The sequence below is a fragment of the Zhongshania aliphaticivorans genome, from assembly GCF_902705855.1.
Taxonomy (GTDB): domain Bacteria; phylum Pseudomonadota; class Gammaproteobacteria; order Pseudomonadales; family Spongiibacteraceae; genus Spongiibacter; species Spongiibacter aliphaticivorans_B.
The window spans coordinates 319,629-339,473 of sequence record NZ_CACSIJ010000001.1; the positions used below are offsets into that span (position 1 = coordinate 319,629).

Below are 19,845 nucleotides of genomic sequence, written 5' to 3' on the forward strand. Positions count from 1 at the left end.
GTATACTTTGTTCAAGTAAAAAAATTGAGCACTCAAAATGAGCACCCATACAATTAAAGAGAGCAAAGTCGCAACAGAAAATGCTGCGATATTACCCCACCACTTGAAAAATCTGCTAGCGAGTTAGTGCCCCATCAAGAAACACTTAAGCTCGAAGTGAATTTCTAGGCATTTCTGCCCCGAGGTGGTGATGACTTTTCGACAGACGATTCAGCTCTTCGGCCTCATACACTGCCAAAACTTCAGCTAGCTTGCGGCTAATGGTCGTACTGGCCCGAATCATCTCAATTTTCGGCCATGTCGCCCGCTCTCCCTCGGCAATAAAAAACTGCAGTTCATCGGGTGTTAATTCAGTAAGTAATTTACGAGGATCAAAAAACCGATACCGAGGAATAATATTAATATCGCCGGTNTATTCTTGATTGATCACTGAATACACGATATTCGTCACGCGGCGCACACGGGGAGAATTCTTAAAATACTTGCGTGCCACACTGCTGCCAACCTTAGAAAACTCCTTAATACTCCGCCCACCAAGCTGGCGCAGGGCATTAAACAAACCGCTGTTTTCAATCTGAGTGTCACGCACAGCCCACAGCACAATGGGATTAGTCTGGCTAACAATAAAGTGATTCACACCGTAGAGCCGGCTTAATCGTTTTGCGGGAAGATCATCACTCACCGAACCATCGATCCAGCGCCGAGTAGCCAAATACGGCTGCGGATGACCGTGAACATTTTTAGCTTCCAACATGACCGGCGGGTAAATACCAGGCACCGCGCAAGACGCTAAAACGGCCTTGCGAATGTAAACATTGGGCGAGGCAATAGCATTCAATAGCCGTGAGGTTTGATGAACATCAGACGGTGAAATTGAAATATTAATATGCCGCCCAGTGCGCTCAAATGCTTCTTGAAAAGTAATATCAGGAATTAGCTTCGCGATCTTTTCTTTTAACACTTGGTGATTAATACGGGGCGACGATTTGGACATCCGGCCATTGGCAAGCTCGACTTCTGCGAGCAGCAATTTCCCAAGATTCTCAGTCTCTAGAAAGGCCTGTAACTCCTCATCGGTGCGCGTTCCCAACACCGCTGCTATCAGTGAACCGGCACTCGAACCAGAAATTACATCCGGCAATAAACGCTGCTCAACAAGCGCTTTCACCACCCCAATATGAAAATTACCCAGCACCGCACCGCCGCTTAGCATTAAAGCAGATTTGCCGTAGCACTTATTGGCACGGCGAAAAAAGTCTAAGCGTTCAATAAAATTGGGGGATTCAGAATCGAGCTGCGCCAGATGTTCAAGCGCATCGCGAATTGCGTCGACGTAGTCATGAATAAGCTGCTTGGTACCATGCTTTGCCCGCGCATAAAGCACTGGCTTACCCATACCGCCCATATTGCCGTGAATACCTTCGTTCAAGGTAAATAACAGGCCAATATTGTCGTTATTTTCGCGAAAATATCGCAGGCGCTCCAAGCGTGAACGTATCGAGGCATAATCATAAAGACTTGTTTTATCGATTTTTTTCCAGTGCTCTCGACCAGAACAACGGTCGTGCTCTTTCGCCAGAGCCTTCCACTCTTCGTAGCTACTCGCAAGCCGCAGTTTATTTTCCAGTTTTTTCACAATTCAACCTACTCGTCATGTCGACAATATTTGCGCTTGTTTCTAAAGCTTTACACCACTCTAACGAATAGCCATGACGCTGACTATAGGCATTTATCATTAATTCTTCGAAAGCCGGCAATGGCGACCAACTTACTGAAAGTTCACAGAACTTGGGTATAAAGATAATCCATATCGACACAAGGTTTACACGTTTTGCTAATTCCATTAAGTAATTTAAGCAAACTTAGAAGGTGATTTCCGATCACAGGCTTACCAGAAGAAACCAGTGAAACCGCAATATCGCGCTCAGGATCAGCCCAACAAAGAACATTCGAAAACCCTAAATGCCCGTAGGCATAATGGGTCTTTGGCCCGTACAGGCCAATCGGGCTCATACCTAGCATCATGCCGGCGCTATAGCGCATCGGCAAAACAATTAGAGAGTGATCAAACTGCGGCTTACCCATTTCACGCGTCGCGCGATTCACCGTCAATGGCGTAAATATGCGTTTGCCCTCCCACTCCCCTCCCTGCAATAGCATTTGAAAGAAGCGGCTCGCCTCCTCCGCCGTGGCGTATAAATTAGCCGAGGCAATTTCTGCGTTTAAAAATGCCTCGCTATTAGAAATATCAACCACATCAGATACGCCAACCCCCAGAATTTTCGCTAACTGCCGCTCTACCACGCCCAAATTTGGCAAACCGGTAGCGTAATTTCGAGCAACTAAGGCTTGATCCTTTGACTCCAAACCAAATCGGAAATACTTCATTCCCATCGGCTTACGCACAACCTCGTCCAGATATTCATTTAGCGTTTTACCGGTGACCACACGAATCAATTCAGCCTGTATAAAACCGCCAGTTATAGCGTGATACGCCAACACGCGGCCATCATTATGCAAGGCTGGCTGCTTGCAAATCTGCGCCACGGCTGCGGCTTGATCAAACAATAATTCAATGTCTACATCATCCGGTATTCCCGGCACACCAGCGCGGTGCGCAAGGAGTTGATACACGGTAATCTGCGCCTTACCCTCCGCTGCAAACGCGGGGATATAGTGGCTAACGGGATTTAATAAATCGATCAGACCATCTTCTGCCAACTTGTGTATCAACATCGCAGACACCGCTTTTGAGGCAGAGAACAAGCATACCGGCGTCTGCAATGAAGCAACACGAGGCTGAGTATGATTAGCGCCATCCGCATATCCAATAGAGCGGTTTAAAAGTACGTCCCCGCCACGGCGTAGGCATAGACTGACCATCGGGTGCATTCCCGACTGAAAAAGAGACTCTGCATGCCCCCAAAGTGCCTCAATATCTTCCTGAGCGATACCGTGCTCAACGCCGGCAACCTCATTAGAATCGACATCAACTAAGCCAGACACGTCATTCGGAACTGAAATACCGCGAAACACTAAATTACGGTAGCTGCGATACTGGTCTGATAACCACATATTATTGCTCTTCATAGAAAAATCAGCCGAAGTTTATAGCATGACTAACAGCCCTACTCTATGACGCAAATGACATTAGGCGCTAGCAATATCGGTCACATCCAGCGTGCAAACCTCTAAAACCCCTCATGTTTAATCATAGTCGCAGCGCCAAACCAGCCATGCAATAAGGAGCAAAATTCGCCATTTCATAAGCACGGCAATGAATTTAACTTGACGTCGGACGATAGCTAACTCAATATTAAACACGTGTTTAATATTGAGTTAGCGTCGTGAATCCAACAACAAGCCCGCGCAAGCGAGGCCGCCCTAAAAAGAGTGAAGCCCCCGCCCTCTCCATCGAACAGTTGTTAGATGCCTCTGCGGTAATATTTGCCAGAGACGGCTATGACGGTGTTTCTCTACGCAAACTGCAAGATGAGCTGAACGTCAGCTACACTTTTTTTCACCACTACTTCAGCTCCAAAGAGCAACTCTGGCAGGCGGTGGTTGACCGCCTATGTGGCGCTACTACTGCCAAAGTATTAGCAGCACTGCAGCATATTGATGACGATCACAACGAGCTAGATGCCCTCAAAGCAGGTATCGCGGTATATATTCGCAGCGCCTTTGAGCATCCAGCGCTTTACCATATATGCCAGCAAGAATCGCTACGCGAAGGGCCGCGCCTAAGTTACATTCACAAACATTATTTTGAACCCGCTTGGCAGCTCATTGGCAGTATGGTCACAAGGGTAGACAGCCTCGGCATAATCAAAAACATCCCGACAGAAACCCTATTTTTTGTAGTTCAGTCCGCGACTGCACCAGTAGTTCAACTGCCTTTTTACCAACGCCTTACCGGCAAAGCAGAACTAGATCCAGCGTTTGTAGAAACCCATATTCAACAATCCATAGACCTGCTGTTTCACGGCTGGCACAAATAAAAAACGGGAGCCCACATGAAGACATCAACTGAATACTTAAACCTACCACGTAAATCTACCGGCAAACTCCAACATCTGCCGGGTGACAACGGCGCCCTACCGGTTCTTGGCGATACCGTCGAATTTTTAACGGATTATTTAGGCCTAGTATCTCGGAAGCATAAGCTCTACGGCCCTATCTTTCGCAATAATGCATTACTCCAAAAATCCGTGGCGCTACTTGGGCCAGAAGCGAATGAGCTAGTCCTCAAAGACAGCGACAAAATATTTTCGAACAAAATGGCTTGGGACCCAATACTGGACAAACTCTTCCCAGATGGGCTCATGCTGCGAGATTTTGACGAACACCGCTTTCACCGCCGTATTCTGCAAGCCGCATTTAAAAAAGATGCCCTGCAAGGCTATCTCGACGACATGAACCCCCGCATGCGTGAAGGCGTAGCAGACTTCCCAAAAAATGTAGAGTTCGGATTCAAAGACAGTATTAAATCGCTACTTTTAGATGTTGCCGCCCAAATTTTTATGGGCGTGAAAATGGGTGACGAAGCCGACGCGATCAACAGGGGATTTTTGCACGCGATGGAAGCCTCAATGGCCGTTGTGAAATTGCCGATACCGGGTACAACCTGGCAAAAAGGCTTAAACGGCCGCAAAACCCTGAAGACATTTATTGAAAAACATATCGAGGCAAAGCGCGCTACCGAAAGCAGCGATTTCTTCTCCCAGTTTTGCCACGCTAAAGACGAAGACGGCAATGAACTAAGCAATGAAGCGGTGCGCGATCACACCATATTTTTATTATTTGCCGCCCATGACACCACCACCAGCACGCTTTGCTCGATTATTTATGCGCTAGCAAAAAACCCAGAGTGGCAGGACATTTTGTACGAGGAGTGCAAACTGATCGACGGTGACCACCTCAATTACGACGACTTACCAAAACTTGATAAATCGGCCTTGGTGATGAAAGAAGCGCTGCGCATGTTTCCACCTGTACCCGCTATTCCCCGCCGTTTAATAAAAGAAACCGAGATTATGGGCTACCGCCTACCGGCCAATACCGGCATCGGCATCTCCCCCCTATTCACCCACTATATGGAAGAATGGTGGACTGAACCCAATAAATTCGATCCCGAGCGTTTCTCCGCCGAACGCGCCGAACACAAGCGACACCTGTATCAATGGGTGCCCTTTGGCGGCGGTGGCCATAAATGCATCGGCCTAAACTTTGCCGAAATGCAGGTAAAACTGTTTATGTTCCACCTACTGCGCAACTACACCATCAGCGTGAAACCAGGCTACGAAATGAAGTACAACGCGGTGCCTATTTCATTCCCAACAGATGGACTGCCAGTTACCATCACAGCCCGAAAATAAATCGCATGAATTAGGCCAAGCTTAGTCACTATTTTCTTACTAAGCTTGGCCTAAGGCTCTGCCATTTTCAAGCACATACCAACAATCTAAAATCCATCATCTGACTGCATCGCCCATAAGTGTGCGGCGACTAAAGCCCGCCAGGGTGAAAATTGCGCGAGCCAGACCTGCGTTTCTTCCGCAGTGATTTTTTCATCACGACCCAGTAAGAGCTGCAAGTTTCGCCTTACCGCAACATCGCCATGTAATGACCCACCCAAATAGCCAAAGCCCCGCAACAACACATAATTAACCGTCCATGGACCAATGCCACGAATTGCCAATAATTCTGCACGAATAGCATCTGCTGATTCATCCCCTAATTTTTCCTTGTTATCCAGTATCGCTAGGTCCTTGCTCTCTATCGCTGCTGCCAGTGCCAGCAGGGTATTCGCCTTGCCAATAGAAAGGCCTAGGCTGCGCAATTGTTCAACGTTACTCGCGGCAAGACTAGCGGGATCGGGGTGGCACAATAAGCCCTGCGAATGCGCAACACCGAGGCTTTGAATAAAACGGCGCCGAATAGATATCGCCGCGTTGACGCTAATTTGTTGGCCAGTAACTGCCCAACATAAGGACTCAAATGGGCTCGCGGATTGCGGCACCCGCAAGCCACTGCGGCGTCTAACTAGATCAGCCAAAACTCGATGGCCAGCAATCGCTTCTTCAAAACTCTCTACGTCTTGATCCAAACCCAGCATACGGCGACTCAGCCCCTCAAGGCGTAGACACCAGCGCTCACGAGTTGCTGCACTAATACGAAGCGTCTCCGCGTCGATATGTAAATGTACCTTAGCGACATCAGCAGAAAAATGAATGCACAAACACGCGGCGAGGCCATCCCACAGCATGGCCTTATCCAAGCTATTTACTAATTGAGGAGACGATGAAAATTCGGCATGCGTATATACACGTTCGGAAACCTGCTCTTTATCGCGACCATGAAAGGCGAGTACATCCCTAAATCGAAAGCCCGTCGGAAGCGGCACATCTATTTCAAGGACGACGCCTTTTGGATTCTCGGCCATTGTTCAATCAGTCTTCAGCGGGGCAGAAAAGCGATCGTAACAATATCTCTGACTAAAACCTATTCAACAAAGCGTTTGCGATATTCGGAAAATTGCTGCTTCAGCCCCTCTTCCGTTAAGCCAAACTGCTCCAGTGTATATTCATGACTAGGGCGGCTATCTCTACGGTTCTCTTCTTGGTGCTTTTCCATCGCAGCGCGGGCGGTATCAGTCAGGTCCATGCCGATAAAATCATACACTTTTTTAACCGACGACAACGGATCTGCAACGGTATCTTTGTACCATACATCTAAAAATGCCTGCGGCTGCTCGTCTCTGGTTTTTAGGGTATGCAAGGTGCCGCGTGCGTATTTGGCCGCCCATTGTTCGCCCACCACTTTGCCGTCGACATTATCGCTGCACATAATCCACAAGTTGTAATTCATGCTCGCCGCAGAGGGAATGGTTTGTAGTGGATCGCGGTGAGTCTGCACAATTTTGGCATCAGGAAACACGTTTAATAAAGTTTTAATATGATGAATATGATGCGGTGTTTTTAATAACCAGCGCTCCGCGACTTGGCCGCTGCGTTTTTTCTGCCACTGCAAACACTGTAACAAACGCTTCAGATAATGATAGGCCGGTGCATTGTCATTCTCATCATTCCACTTACCGTAACTAGGCACATTGCAGAAGGCATCTGGCACGGTGCTGTAAAAGCTGTGCTCGAGGAGCAATATATCTTCGTCTGCAGCGACCGGGTCCATGGGATGAATTGCGGCTAATTCTGGATTAGCCGCTAGCATGCCAGCCACCTCCGCCTCCGCCGACGTAATACGAGCGTCCTTACCGCTAAAATCCCAATCTAATTCTGGCGCAGGGTTGCGCACTTCATACCAGAGCGGCGCATAAAAACGGGTATCTGCGGCGAGTATACGGTGGAAAAAAGTGGAACCTGTGCGCTGCAATCCAATTATTACTACTGGCGAGTTTATCTCTTCGTCCAAAATTTCTGGGTGTTTGTCTATCCACGCCTCTACCCGCAAACGATTAATAAGAATATTTAAAATCCGCTGGTACTGGCCAAAACGCCCGCCGGGGTTTAAATCAGCTTCCTCATTAAGTGACTGAACAAGGACATTTAGCGGCTCACGAAAAGACGCGTCACCAAAGTCCTGTAAACCCGTGGCATCCATCGCCGCCGCCAATAGCGTTTCAACGCTTAGATCAACCTCAGGAATGGCAAACTCTTGGCTCTGCTCTTCTGTGCTCAAAATTCAATCTCCTTATTATTCTGTTAACGCTTTGGCTACATCAGCCAACTTCACGACCTTGCAGCGCGGATGCACAATACGGTCAGCGCCGATCCAACGAAATGCCATAGTGCCTTCTTTGTGGCCGGTAGTATCAAGCCAATTTTTACAGGCTGGATCCTGCGCGGAAACGACAATGCTTACACCACCATCTGCGCGATAATGCGCTGTGTGCTTGTTTACGTGAACCTGCACATAGCGATATTCCAAGGACTCCATCCAGTAATTATTTAGCTGGAAATTCCAGTTATCACAGTGCGGTATATCGTCTACTTCAATCAACAGCGCTTCGTCATCGGCTAAGTTAAAGTAGCTGTGGTAATAATAAATATTGGGATCACCACCCAGCTTTTGACAATATTCCTGATCAGCCGGTGGCAAGGTATTGGGGTGTTCTTTAAAGCCTTTCGCCCAATCAGCAAACAAGGTCGCCGTACCTTTAACAAAGGCGGCGGTATTAGCTAAATCAGCTTTTAACTTGTCGCCCCTTAAAGCTGCAGGTTTTACATTACCGGCATCTAGGCGGGTAATTTTTAAGTCTGCAAATATTTCGGTATTTCTATCTAAGTAAGTCTCACGAACTAAAACGGCGATGGTGTCATCGGTAATTTTTAGCCAGTTTCCTGAGCGTGGTGTCTGCGACAGAATCACATCAATAGTGCCGTCTGGATTCACCTCTAAACCGCTATGAGTATCCAGCGCCCCCACCGAACGCATATTGCCGTCTTCTTCTTCGTAACCACCGGCAATCGCGATAAACCCTAGGTAAGCAACGGTGCCGCGAGTACCGCTAATACGATAGCTATGCTTACCGTTGATTTCGGCACGCAAATAATAATTATCGGGGTTATCTGCACCGATTTTTGCGGTTTCATGTGAGGGGCGATAAAAGCTGGGGAAATCGCGATCACTGCACTCCATAAACATATCGAGTGCAATGCGCGTTAAACGAGTGAGGTAGCGCCAGCCCTCAGCGCGACTCAAGTCGTCAGAGGGCGCCTCTGGACGAATAATTTGCTGACCGGCGGCCTTAAGCTCATCACAAAATGCCTCCCAAGCGTCAATATCAACGACGGGGGTCTGGGGGTCTGCTGCCATTGTGATCCTCCTATTATTATCATCGCTATTCTGACAGTAATAGAAACGAGCCAGCATCACCCAGATAGATGACGCCAGTTCTTAGGAGAAAGTCCTTACATACCTACCAATCAAAGGTCGTTGCACTACCCTCACGCACCGCGTGTTGCCATGCTAGGCCATCAACCAGCTCACCGTCCTCATTAAGGGCCGGATAAGCTAGGCCGTTTTCACGGCAGTATTCACTGAGCCTTGGCTGCGCCCATTCAAACAATGTTCGATGGTAAGCCTGATCGTCGAGGCGACGCTCAGAGTACAAGCCCGCCAACTGCCGTTGACGCTCGACTTCAGCCAAAATAATGCCCGCGGCCACCGACACATTAAACGACTGCACCATACCGCGCATGGGAATAGTGATGTGCATATCGGCCAATTCACAGCCCGCAGCGCTCACACCCAGCTTTTCTGCACCCAGTAAAATAACCGTAGGACGAGTGTAGTCTGCCTCCCGAAAGTCGACGGAATCATCCGCCAAATGAGTAGCCAGTATTTGATAGCCCGTAGCCTTCAATGGCCTTAGCGCTGCGCTTACATCGGGCTGACGTTGCACCGACACCCAGCTGTGCGATCCCATCGCGGTACCTTTAAATGCCTTGTAATCCTTATCCGGCATCGCGCAGTACATCGTGCCAATACCCGCCGCATCAGCGGTGCGAACAATCGCCGAAAGATTTCGCACTTTGTGAACATTGTCGGTCACAATAGTTAGATCTGGCTGGCGGTACTCAAGTACCTGACGCAGGCGTTGAAAGCGTGCTGCTGTCATGCAAGTGGCCTCTACAAATAAAAAAGCCGTCTAGTTTACTGCAGACATGCGCTCAGACAAAACCTAGACCACGGCCTTAAACAGCGTCGATTACCGCCATGGTCAGACGCGATACACATACCGTTTTATCAGCCTCGTCAGCGATACGAATTTCCCATACCTGGGTGCGACGCCCCACATGAACCGCCCGCGCCACCCCCGTTACCAAACCTGAGCGAACAGAGCGAATATGGTTGGCATTGATATCTAAACCTACGCAGGCCATGCCAACATCGCAGGCCAAATTTGCCGCAAAGCTACCTAAGCTCTCAGCCAGCACCACCGAAGCGCCACCATGCAAAATTCCCATAGGTTGATGGGTACGCTTATCTACCGGCATGGTGCCAACCACATAATCCGGGCCAATGTCAGTAATCAACAAGCCCAAGGTATCGCCGATGGTATTTTTCATCATGGCATTTGCTTGGCTTAAATCGAAGCTTTGTTTCCAGATTGTCATAGCGCAATTTCTCGCATGTAGAGTGTGTGACATAGTGTTAAATAGACCAGCGCTGAAGCTTACCTAGCTCAGTGAAAAGATCCACTGGAAATTAAAGTTTACTCTGCTAACATGGAGGGATAATAGCTACTTATAACATCAGAGGAAATCCCCCATGTCTGCGATCCCAAGAACCGTCTACGAAGAAGAACATGAGCTGTTTCGCAGCTCGGTAAGAAAATTTCTAGAAACCGAAGCCGCGCCCTACCACGCTCAGTGGGAAAAAGACGGTCAGGTGGATCGCGCTTTATGGTTAAAAGCGGGCGAACAAGGATTTCTGTCCCCCAGCGTTAAAGAAGAATACGGCGGCGTCGGGGTAGATTTTCGCTATAACGCGATTGTTGACGAAGAATGTGGCCGCTCTGGCTTTACCGGCATTGGCTGGGGTTTGCATTCAGACATCGCGGTGCCTTATATAGAACGCTACGGCAGCGAAGAGCAAAAGCAAAAGTATTTACCCAAGTGCGTGTCTGGCGAAATCGTGATGGCCATTGCCATGACTGAACCCGCCGCCGGCTCAGATCTGCAGGGCATCAAAACCACCGCTGTTAAAGATGGCGACGACTATATTATTAACGGCTCCAAAACCTTTATCACCAATGGCCAACACGCCGACTTAGTGATTGTGGTCGCCAAAACCGACCCCGCTGCTGGTGCAAAAGGTATCAGCCTGTTTTTGATGGAAGCTGGCACCCCCGGTTTCGACAAAGGCAAAAACCTTGAAAAAATAGGCTTAAAAGCCCAAGACACTTCTGAGCTATTCTTCCAAGATGTTCGTCTTTCCAAAGACCAGCTGCTGGGCGAAGAAGGCATGGGCTTCATCTACATGATGCAAGACCTCCCCCAAGAGCGCTTAAATGTCTCCATTATTGCCATTGCCAACGCTGAATCCATTCTTGAGCAAACCGTTGCCTATGTAAAAGAACGCAACGCCTTTGGTAAAGCCATCGCCACCTTCCAAAACACCCAATTTAAATTGGCTGAGCTGGAAACCCAAGTGAGCGTGGCACGCGTCTTTTTAGATCGCTGTTTAGAGCTGCATGTAGAACATAAATTTGATTCGGTGATGGCCGCCAAAGCCAAATTAATGACCACCGACCTGCAGTGCAAAGTGATCGACGAATGCCTGCAATTACATGGCGGCTACGGCTTTATGTGGGAATACCCAGTTGCGCGTGCGTTTGCAGACTCACGCGTACAGCGTATTTATGCGGGAACTAATGAGGTGATGAAACTGATCATTGGCCGAGATTTACTTAAATAAACAAGCCATATTAATCTACGGGGCTGTCAGCGTGCAGTCCCGACACCCCTACTTCAGCAAAAAAAATCAAAGGACAAAGATCGCTTTTGAACCAAACAAAAACTCAAAACCGTGGCAATAAATTAGCGAACCGAGACCGGCTTGCAATATTAAATATTAGTCTAGAACGTTAAAGATAACCGCCAAAAGAAATCCACTTCTACCTGCTCTAACACATCTTTATCAATATTATCATCGTAAACTGGCGTCGCGGCTAACAGCTCGGTAACAAAGTGTTTTCCATACTCCGCCCTTAGACTAAGGCCCGCATCCGCTAGAGTGCGAACGTCACCCGCCTCACCTGCTGCATCCTCATGCCAAGCTTGGCCATGCTCAACAAAAATAGCCGGCTTAAACATTAAACCAAACAAAGGCACGCCGTTACTCTCTAGCGCCACTTTTGAATAACTACCCGAATCCCCTACCAACACACCCGGCAAATAGGCATTTAACCCAGAGGCACCACCGAGGAAAAATTGCTGCTGAAGCGGCAATTGCTTGTCATTCGAAAATTGCGCAATCACGTCTGTTTTGAAAGTAGCCCAATCACTGACTGCCATTTTCAAACCAAGACGAGGCTTCAACAATAAAAATTCAGCGGTCCGCCGTCCCGTTGCGACCTCACCTTCTCGGGAATCGGTTCCCAGTGTTCCAGCATCTGACTCCAACCCAGCCTCAACAAAACCCTGAGCCGTCAATTGAGTGCCAACACCAAACAAACGCATTAATTTATTATATTTCAAACCTAATTCAAGGGTCGTTTGAGGTTCATCGAGTGCCTTACCGAAACCTTGGACATCAATAACGCTGTCCACTTTTTCTAGTCGTTCTGAGATAGTAAAACGGTGTAAAGAATCACTGCTAATAACCTGTTCCCCGGTGAGGGCAAGGCTGCTCGTTTCAGACAACAAGCTCAGACGTATCGTCTGCATTGTCGGCTCTGGCGCTACCGCTTCAGCACCTCCAAGATTTAAGCCTAACGCACCGGTAAGCTCACAGACCAAAGGCACTGAACACAAAACACTGTTATTTGTACTGCCCCCAGCACTACCGGCGACGGCGACCACGCCATCGGCATGACGCTCATATTCGGTATAACGCGCCTCTAAACCGTATAAGCCAAAACTACTTGGATAATTTAGACGGAAGCTATAACCATCGAAGTAATCCCCACCGTTTACCTCTCCAAGTTCTGTTAAGGCACGATCATAAGAGAAAGAAGCTTCTACGCCGGTACTAAAATCATGTTTGAGTGTCGCATTAGCAAAATAACGCCCTAAAAACCGATTACCAAAATTATTCACACTGAGACTTAAATCAGTAGAGTCATGGTCTGCTTTTTCTGTTTCAGTAAGAACGATGGTGTACGCCGTAGGATCTTCTAACAGCTGATAGGTCACTGCGTAATTTAGACCCGCGCGCTCACTTTTGAGGTTTGCCAGCACCCGCTTGGTTTCAAACTCCGAACGATTTAAGTCTTGATCGCCAATTAGGTCCGAGAAATACGGATACATGCTCTCTGGCGCTTTTATATCCGACAAATAGCCATTAATGACATGGGCAAAAATGGTCTTATCACGATGGGCAAAATACACGGTAACCAGTAAATGTCCAAGCTGGTAGTAGGCTTGATTTAGCGCGTTAACGGCTTGTGCTGGTGTTTTAGCAAGCCCCATTATCAGGTCAATTTGCTCTTGGCTAAGATAGCGATTCCCGGAGATTCGCAGATTGTATTCGCCAATTTTTACGTCAACAATCGAATCCGATTGTGCAGCGGCATATTGCTCAATACGCTCAGCGCTAGACGCCTGCGGCGGAATAATGGGGGGTAGATCAATAGCCATATTTGCTCCAAAATTTCAATTCACCTAGCCCCAGCCTCAAAACGGCGGACGCTCACCAAGCACACGCAACTCCACCCGCCGATTGCGGGATCGGGCATCACTCAGCGCTTTATCTGACAAGCCATCAATTGACATCAAAGGCTGTGACTCGCCATAACCTTTGGCCACCAATTGCTTTTCAGGTACGCCAGCTGTAACTAAATATTGTTTTACTGCCAATGCCCGCTGCTCTGAAAGCAATTGGTTATCCGAAACACCACCCACGTCATCGGTATACCCTGCCACCTCAACATAGACACTAGGTACAAATTTAAGCATTTGCGCTGCTTTTTGCAGTGTCGCGGCTGAGGACTCTGCAAGCACAGCAGTTCCGATCGCAAACGTTACGCCCTGCAGGGCAAGCCCCTGAGCGCTATCAAAATGGCAGCCCGATGGCAGCACCATCGCACCGGCCGGAGAATTAAGACATTGATCATGGCTGTCGCAAACGCTGTCTCGATCATCATCAACGCAGCTTCCCGATTTTCCATATAAGGTCGTTGATAGAGGGTCAGAGGACGATACTGGCTTTTTATCTTTGGTGTTATCGAATTCTGCTCGGTTCTGCTGCCCGCCAGAACCAGGTAAAGAAAGCGTCAGCACGGTAGGATTGATGTCGCCCATTGCGGTATCTTGCAAGAATTCAAGCACCGCGCCCTGAGAGTTACCTAGAGTCGAGGTTAAATTAGAAAGGTCACCAAGCCCACCGCCGTTGCCGGCCACCGGCGCACCTAATAGCAATATGTCTTGGCCACTGACACTCACACCCAGCAAACTATTGGAGCCCAACACCTCAACCCCTAGCAATTCGCTGCCACCGCTGAGCAAATTAATATCAGCCAACACGTCATTTACCGGCGCAGTAAGCGAGGCACCCAGTAGCTCAATATTAAGTAGTTGCGCGCGTAAGACCGGCGACACCGCAAATGCGGTGACCGTAAGAGTAATACTTATTAAGCGCGCCAAAAACACCAAGCTAAATACTCATAAATCCACTATCAGACTATTATAGACCGTAACAAAGCCCATTCGTTAGGGCTTCAAAAATCGGCCTTTCTAAAGATCCTATGCAAACGCAATTTGCAGCCAACCTAAGTACGCCACTATTACTCCGTATAGTAGCAGTGTGACAGGCGCGGGGCTTTAGCAAATAGCAAAAAGCCAGCCGAAAATGGCTGGCTTTTTGCTATTTTACACAAGTAGTTATCTCAAATTGCCGAATTTGTTGACACAATGCCCGCTTAATCGCCAAATTCAGCGTATTCCAATCAATATTGAAACTCTACCTATATACAGCCCATCACTGCAGCTGCTTCTGAACCGCGTCAAAATCCCAATAGGCTTTTAATGAGGTGATTTTGCCCGCCGCATTTGCGGTGTAAACCACTACCATATCAAGCGCCATTGTCACGTCTCCGGGCAAGGTATTAACCATTTTCACCACATTGGCGCACTCATTACCGGCTGGATGTGAGGAGACAATGGTGAAATCGATTTTCCCTGCTGCTATCACCATATCCCAAAAGCCAGCAATGGCTGCTTTGCCGACATGTCCCTTACCAGTGGGATCTAAGGGCGACTCACCGACGGGATCTTGGACGCAGGCATCCTCGGCAAACAAGTCTAACCAGGCCTCTTTATTCCCCTGCTCCACATACTGTCCGGACAATTTACTGGCGGCGAAAGCCAACTGCGAATATCCCATATTTATACCTGCTCACCTTAGTACCAAACACATAAAAACGCCGGTGCAAGCACCGGCGTTATGGCGTTTAAAGCCTGCGCTCGCTTTTAGCCAGCGCGGCCCGCGCCCGTCGATATTAAAACCGTAAAGTAAGATCTATACCGTAACTTTTCGGTTCACCAAAATAGGCGCTTCGATATGTGCCCAAGCTAATCGAATGCACCTTATACTCTTCGCTATCTAGGTTTCTACCCCATGCCGCCACTTCAAGATTAACACCGCCCAAGTCAATTTCACTCAGTGCCAAGCGCGCATTCACAATGCCGTTATCATCCAAGAAGAAGCCTTCTAAATCGTCGTTAAACGCCGTTCCGTAACGCTCATCTCGCCAGCTATAATCAACCGAGGCTTGCAATACACCAATGCTTAATGATTTCTCGTAATCCAAACCAAGGGTAAAAGACTGCTCAGGCGCATAAGGCATGACCGCCCCATCGGAAACGTCTTGACCGAAGGTAGGCTGACTAGGGCGCTGATCTATATACTCAACGAAATCGGCATCGGTATAACCGTAGGATGCCTGCAAGGTTAAGCCTTCTACCAGCACTGCCATCAGGTCAAACTCAAAGCCGTCGATCTCCGCCTCACCCACATTGAATACATCGGTTAAGAAGATAGTGGCGTTGTTGGTAATCTGCTGTAACTGCATGTCTTTGTATTCGGCATGGAAGGCAGCGGCATTAAAGCTAATCCGGCGATCCAGCCACGTAGATTTTAGCCCCAGCTCGTAGGACATAATATTTTCTTCATCAAACGGCGGCTGAAAACCGGCCTCGGTGCTGCGCACATTAAAACCGCCAGATTTATAGGCACTAACAATTTTTCCGTAAGTGCTTATGGAATCCGTCCACGCGTAATCAAGGGTAATACTCGGATTAAAGTGACTCCAACTTTCACTTGCCGACTGCGGCCCACCAACAAAGGTAATACTGCTTTTGTCAGCCGAACGGTCGTCAGCGGTATAACGACCGCCAAGAGTCAGGTCTAGGCGGTGATCCAGCGACTCTGGCGACCACGTTATTTGACCATAAATCGCCTGCGCTTCACTCTCAGAGATAATCTGTCTGTTTTCTAATGGAAAGCCACCATAGTTGTCACTTTCCATCTCATTACCGGTTTCTCTAAAGTAATACAGCCCAGCAACATAATTGATGTCGGAGCCGTAATCGCCAACCAACTGGAACTCCTGAGAAATCTGCTCTTGGTCTACATCAACATTGACACGGAAACCTGGGGTACCGGCATCGTAATCCTGCACTGTGACTTCGTTTAATTCGCGATAAGCGGTAATTGACTTCAGCACACCCAGCGAGGTTTCAGCGCTGATAATTAAACTGTGTCCGCTAATTTCGGTTTCGCTTGGCTCTACCCCGCCAAACCACTGTCCGCTGCCATTGCGACCACTGTTCGCCGGTACAGCCGGATTAGGCGAGGTTCCGGAAATTGGCTGATAAAAATGTTGTGGGCCATCTATCTCCGAAAAATCGTAGGCGTAATCCACCGACACCGCATCGTTTACATCCCAGCGCAAGGCAAAGCGACCCGCAGTTTTATCTTCTTCACCAAAGTTTCTACCCGAACCAGTATTCTTAACCCAGCCGTCGTGGGCTGAGCGCATAAAGGTCAGTTTTGCCGCCACATCGCCAATTTTACCGGATTCGAGTTTAGTGAGGGATTTCCAATAGCCGCGATTACCGCGACTCACCGTCTGGCTAATACCGGCCTCGTCAGAGGGCTTAGCAGTAATCAAATTGATCGCACCACCAGTTGTATTGCGGCCGTAAAGCGTACCCTGTGGTCCGCGCAAGACTTCAATGCGCTCAAGGTCGGCAACGTCGCTAGTAAGACCAATACTGCGCGCCATGTAGATTCCGTCGAGGTACACACCGACCGCAGGATCCTGTGTCGATTGACTGTCGTTATTCCCAACCCCGCGCATAAATACGATGAGTGAACTACGGCTAATTGGGAATGGGGTGATCTCTACGTTTGGCGCCAAGCCACTGATATCACCTAAATCCGTCACCCCAAACCGCGCCAATTTTTCTGCAGAAAATGCCAAAATGGAAATAGGTGTTTCTTGCAAAGATTCTTCACGTTTTTCAGCCGTGACCAGCACCTCCTCAAGACTCAGCGCCTTGCCCTCTACACCCTGCGCATACGTGATAGATGCTGAACATGACGCCGCTATGGCCAGCGCCAAGGCGGTTTTTCCTAAATTGGTCATTTTTATCTCCCGTGTCATACTGACGCGATTATTGTTATTTTGGGCCTATGACAGACCTTATATTTGAACAGCGAATCTACGATTTGAAGTTCGAAACCGCTCAGTAGATAATCGCAGCGAAGCGGGCCTAGGGAACATCACCCATACGACGTAGGTCATAAGCCAGTAAACAAAGGCTATAAGTAGAGCCTCATTCTACGTACAGGACATCACTATCCACATGAGTGACTTTGCCCCCACTGGGCTTTTACAGAATCCCCACGCGCAATCCATTCTCGCCTCTACCGGCCTGCGACGCCTGCGCATTTATCCCAAAGCTCGGGCGATGATCAATGCCAGCAAAACCGTCATCCTCGACTGTGGTGATGGCCACCAACTGCTCGGGGAATACGCCGCTCAAAACAAACGCAGCAAAGGGCTAATCACCTTAATTCACGGCTGGGAAGGCAGCTCTCAATCTAGCTATATGCTGTCTGCGGGGGGAACACTCTTCCAAGCCGGTTACGATGTATTCCGTCTGAACCTTCGCGACCATGGCCCCAGCCACCACTTAAACCGCGAACTCTTTAATTCCGCGCGACTCGATGAAGTCATAGGCGCAATAAAAACCATCCACCAAACCTACCCCCACGAATGGCAGTTTCTTGCAGGCTTTTCACTGGGCGGTAATTTCGCTCTACGGGTTGCAGCCAAGGCTGACGAGGCGGGCTTGTCGATAAGTAAAACCGTAGGCATATGCCCCGTAGTCGATCCGGCAAAAACAATGATGGCGCTTGAAAGTGGCTGGTGGGTTTACGAAAAATACTTTGTGCGGAAATGGCAAAAATCTTTGCAGAAAAAAATCCGCCTGTATCCTGAATTAGGCTACAAAGACAATCTCCTCAAACTCAAAACGCTGCGGGAAATGAACAGCTACTTCATTCCAAACCACACCCCGTTTACGAGCGTTGAGGACTATTTTAAGGCTTACAATATCGCGGGCGCGGCCTTAGAAACCCTAAGCTCCCCTACCCACATCATTGCCACTCAAGATGACCCGATTATTCTTGCTGAAGATTTCTCGCGGCTAGCCACAAATGAACACCTGCACATTGAAACCAAACAATACGGCGGCCACTGCGGCTTTGTGAAAAACTATCAGCTAGAAAGTTGGTTGGACGAGCGCCTTACAGAACTTATCAATCTAAACCGCTACCCCAGCGGTGATCCAGCAAAAGGAGCGCATTCGCAATAGGTGGAGGCGCTCGCCTTTTAATCGATAAGGTATCCGCTTTTTTTGGTAAAAAGCGGATAGTCGAAAATGCTGAACTTTATGGGGGTCTTTATGTATTTCTACAGCCTCACTAGGTGCTTTAGAACTAGGGGAAACAGCGATTTTCATTTCACGCCCAAACTAAGTCAGGAACGCTAACCCGGCATTCCTGCGATGCGAAGTGCTACCCGCTATTTCCAGACTTCTTACGCCAAGCGCACTACCCAGCATCTTTAGCAGCGATTTGCTGTGCAATAGCCAATAGTCTTACTGCTTCTTCTACGTGCAGCGCTTCTACTAAGCGGCCGTCGACCAATACCACGCCCTTCCCCTCGGCCTCTGCTTCCTGCCATGCCGCTTGAATTTTTTCGGCGCGGGCCAAGGCTTCGCTAGAGGGTGAAAAGGCAGTATTGGTTGCTGCAATTTGCTTGGGATGGATAAGGGTTTTGCCGTCAAAGCCGAGTTCGACGCCCTGCTCGCAGGCCAATAACAGTCCCGCCTCGTCATCTAAATCTAAATGGACACCGTCAAACACATCTATACCGTGGGCCCGTGCAGCCAATACACACATACCCAGCGAGATCAGCATACCTAAACGCTGTGGTGTATGCGGTACTCGCAGATCCTTGGCCAAATCTGACGTACCCAGCACAATGCCATCCATTCGCGGATGCGCACCGGCAATCTCATTAACGGCTAAAATACCACGTGGCGTTTCCGCCATCGCCCAAAGTTTTAAATCGGCACTTGCACCGGCCTGTTGTAACACCTGCACAACCGCATGAATTTCCGCCGCCGACTCCACCTTTGGCAAACAAAGCGCTGATATTGGCGCATTAGCAAAGGCCTCGATATCTTTTCGACCCCATTCTGTGTCAAAGCCATTTACCCGCACCACTAATTCGCGGCGTCCATAGCCACCGGCATTCACTGCCGCCAACACCTGCTCACGGGCAAGTTGTTTTTGGGCTGGGGCTACGGCGTCTTCCAAATCAAGAATCAGCACGTCGGCATCTAAACTCCGCGCTTTTTCCAAAGCACGGGCATTGGAACCAGGCATATACAGAACTGAGCGGCGAGGATTTACGGCCATCTATGGCTTCTCCTAGATAAAAGCGAAAGTCTAACACAGCAGATCGCGACTAGCGGCGCCCACTGGAACATCTTATATTGCGTTTTTCGCTCGCGATTAATTGCGAATCATTATCAATAACGGGTAGAATACCGACCCCGGCTTTATGCCCGCAACGCTATCGAT

Annotated in this window: 16 protein-coding genes; 4 read left to right on the plus strand and 12 right to left on the minus strand. The window is 48.7% G+C overall.

Features of this window, described 5'->3' with window-relative positions; translation table 11 throughout:
- Positions 1 to 145: 145 nt before the first annotated feature.
- Together GVJ32_RS01480 and GVJ32_RS01485 are read right to left on the minus strand one after the other, a co-directional pair.
- Positions 146 to 1,636, minus strand: coding sequence for a DUF3336 domain-containing protein (locus tag GVJ32_RS01480; RefSeq protein ID WP_159238278.1), 1,491 nt, complete (start codon positions 1,634 to 1,636; stop codon positions 146 to 148).
- A 143-nt stretch (positions 1,637 to 1,779) separates the two neighbouring features.
- Positions 1,780 to 3,075: a serine hydrolase domain-containing protein gene (locus GVJ32_RS01485; protein WP_159238279.1), complete on the minus strand. Its 1,296-nt coding sequence runs from the start codon at positions 3,073 to 3,075 to the stop codon at positions 1,780 to 1,782.
- Positions 3,076 to 3,347: 272 nt separating this feature from the next.
- Between GVJ32_RS01485 and GVJ32_RS01490 the strand changes: the two genes are divergently transcribed.
- On the plus strand, positions 3,348 to 4,001 hold the full coding sequence (locus tag GVJ32_RS01490) for a TetR/AcrR family transcriptional regulator (protein WP_159238280.1): 654 nt from the start codon (positions 3,348 to 3,350) through the stop codon (positions 3,999 to 4,001).
- A 15-nt stretch (positions 4,002 to 4,016) separates the two neighbouring features.
- Complete coding sequence (locus GVJ32_RS01495) at positions 4,017 to 5,378, plus strand: cytochrome P450 (RefSeq protein ID WP_159238281.1); 1,362 nt, start codon at positions 4,017 to 4,019, stop codon at positions 5,376 to 5,378.
- Positions 5,379 to 5,464: 86 nt separating this feature from the next.
- Here GVJ32_RS01495 and GVJ32_RS01500 read toward each other — a convergent pair whose 3' ends face one another.
- The 5 genes from GVJ32_RS01500 to GVJ32_RS01520 form a co-directional block, all read right to left on the minus strand.
- Entirely contained in the window at positions 5,465 to 6,445 is a 981-nt protein-coding gene (locus GVJ32_RS01500; protein WP_159238282.1) for a DNA-3-methyladenine glycosylase family protein, read from the minus strand.
- 59 nt (positions 6,446 to 6,504) lie between these two features.
- Positions 6,505 to 7,698, minus strand: a complete 1,194-nt coding sequence (locus GVJ32_RS01505) for a sulfotransferase family protein (protein WP_159238283.1) — start codon at positions 7,696 to 7,698, stop codon at positions 6,505 to 6,507.
- A gap of 15 nt (positions 7,699 to 7,713) precedes the next feature.
- On the minus strand, positions 7,714 to 8,835 hold the full coding sequence (locus tag GVJ32_RS01510) for a DUF1214 domain-containing protein (RefSeq protein ID WP_159238284.1): 1,122 nt from the start codon (positions 8,833 to 8,835) through the stop codon (positions 7,714 to 7,716).
- 103 nt (positions 8,836 to 8,938) lie between these two features.
- A complete protein-coding gene (gene trmH / locus GVJ32_RS01515; RefSeq protein WP_159238285.1) occupies positions 8,939 to 9,640 on the minus strand; it encodes a tRNA (guanosine(18)-2'-O)-methyltransferase TrmH in 702 nt (233 codons plus the stop codon).
- A 76-nt stretch (positions 9,641 to 9,716) separates the two neighbouring features.
- Positions 9,717 to 10,139, minus strand: a complete 423-nt coding sequence (locus GVJ32_RS01520) for a hotdog fold thioesterase (protein ID WP_159238286.1) — start codon at positions 10,137 to 10,139, stop codon at positions 9,717 to 9,719.
- A 154-nt stretch (positions 10,140 to 10,293) separates the two neighbouring features.
- On the opposite strand from GVJ32_RS01520, the gene GVJ32_RS01525 reads away from it, so the two are divergent.
- Positions 10,294 to 11,442: an acyl-CoA dehydrogenase family protein gene (locus GVJ32_RS01525; protein ID WP_159238287.1), complete on the plus strand. Its 1,149-nt coding sequence runs from the start codon at positions 10,294 to 10,296 to the stop codon at positions 11,440 to 11,442.
- Positions 11,443 to 11,603: 161 nt separating this feature from the next.
- Here the strand turns inward: GVJ32_RS01525 and GVJ32_RS01530 are convergent, their stop codons facing one another.
- From GVJ32_RS01530 to GVJ32_RS01545, 4 genes are all read right to left on the minus strand, one after another.
- Positions 11,604 to 13,325: a hypothetical protein gene (locus GVJ32_RS01530; RefSeq protein ID WP_159238288.1), complete on the minus strand. Its 1,722-nt coding sequence runs from the start codon at positions 13,323 to 13,325 to the stop codon at positions 11,604 to 11,606.
- Between the two features lie 36 nt (positions 13,326 to 13,361).
- The gene (locus GVJ32_RS01535; RefSeq protein ID WP_235035002.1) at positions 13,362 to 14,330 is read right to left on the minus strand and encodes an OmpA family protein; all 969 of its coding nucleotides are present in this window, start codon (positions 14,328 to 14,330) and stop codon (positions 13,362 to 13,364) included.
- 334 nt (positions 14,331 to 14,664) lie between these two features.
- The gene (locus tag GVJ32_RS01540; RefSeq protein WP_159238290.1) at positions 14,665 to 15,069 is read right to left on the minus strand and encodes a nuclear transport factor 2 family protein; all 405 of its coding nucleotides are present in this window, start codon (positions 15,067 to 15,069) and stop codon (positions 14,665 to 14,667) included.
- Between the two features lie 115 nt (positions 15,070 to 15,184).
- Positions 15,185 to 17,335: a TonB-dependent receptor gene (locus GVJ32_RS01545; RefSeq protein WP_159238291.1), complete on the minus strand. Its 2,151-nt coding sequence runs from the start codon at positions 17,333 to 17,335 to the stop codon at positions 15,185 to 15,187.
- A 220-nt stretch (positions 17,336 to 17,555) separates the two neighbouring features.
- Between GVJ32_RS01545 and GVJ32_RS01550 the strand changes: the two genes are divergently transcribed.
- Positions 17,556 to 18,569, plus strand: a complete 1,014-nt coding sequence (locus GVJ32_RS01550) for a YheT family hydrolase (RefSeq protein WP_159238292.1) — start codon at positions 17,556 to 17,558, stop codon at positions 18,567 to 18,569.
- Positions 18,570 to 18,807: 238 nt separating this feature from the next.
- Here the strand turns inward: GVJ32_RS01550 and GVJ32_RS01555 are convergent, their stop codons facing one another.
- Positions 18,808 to 19,680 (minus strand): HpcH/HpaI aldolase/citrate lyase family protein, encoded by an 873-nt coding sequence (locus tag GVJ32_RS01555; protein ID WP_159238293.1) that lies wholly within the window; start codon positions 19,678 to 19,680, stop codon positions 18,808 to 18,810.
- Positions 19,681 to 19,845: the final 165 nt, after the last annotated feature.

What these genes read in the sequence shown, in the direction of transcription:
- GVJ32_RS01550 (WP_159238292.1), top strand. Translation starts at nt 17,556, where the DNA reads ATGAGTGACTTTGCCCCCACTGGGCTTTTACAGAATCCCCACGCGCAA.
- GVJ32_RS01525 (WP_159238287.1), top strand. Translation starts at nt 10,294, where the DNA reads ATGTCTGCGATCCCAAGAACCGTCTACGAAGAAGAACATGAGCTGTTT.
- trmH (WP_159238285.1), bottom strand. Translation starts at nt 9,640, where the DNA reads ATGACAGCAGCACGCTTTCAACGCCTGCGTCAGGTACTTGAGTACCGC.
- GVJ32_RS01510 (WP_159238284.1), bottom strand. Translation starts at nt 8,835, where the DNA reads ATGGCAGCAGACCCCCAGACCCCCGTCGTTGATATTGACGCTTGGGAG.
- GVJ32_RS01485 (WP_159238279.1), bottom strand. Translation starts at nt 3,075, where the DNA reads ATGTGGTTATCAGACCAGTATCGCAGCTACCGTAATTTAGTGTTTCGC.
- GVJ32_RS01555 (WP_159238293.1), bottom strand. Translation starts at nt 19,680, where the DNA reads ATGGCCGTAAATCCTCGCCGCTCAGTTCTGTATATGCCTGGTTCCAAT.
- GVJ32_RS01545 (WP_159238291.1), bottom strand. Translation starts at nt 17,335, where the DNA reads ATGACCAATTTAGGAAAAACCGCCTTGGCGCTGGCCATAGCGGCGTCA.
- GVJ32_RS01495 (WP_159238281.1), top strand. Translation starts at nt 4,017, where the DNA reads ATGAAGACATCAACTGAATACTTAAACCTACCACGTAAATCTACCGGC.
- GVJ32_RS01500 (WP_159238282.1), bottom strand. Translation starts at nt 6,445, where the DNA reads ATGGCCGAGAATCCAAAAGGCGTCGTCCTTGAAATAGATGTGCCGCTT.
- GVJ32_RS01520 (WP_159238286.1), bottom strand. Translation starts at nt 10,139, where the DNA reads ATGACAATCTGGAAACAAAGCTTCGATTTAAGCCAAGCAAATGCCATG.
- GVJ32_RS01530 (WP_159238288.1), bottom strand. Translation starts at nt 13,325, where the DNA reads ATGGCTATTGATCTACCCCCCATTATTCCGCCGCAGGCGTCTAGCGCT.
- GVJ32_RS01540 (WP_159238290.1), bottom strand. Translation starts at nt 15,069, where the DNA reads ATGGGATATTCGCAGTTGGCTTTCGCCGCCAGTAAATTGTCCGGACAG.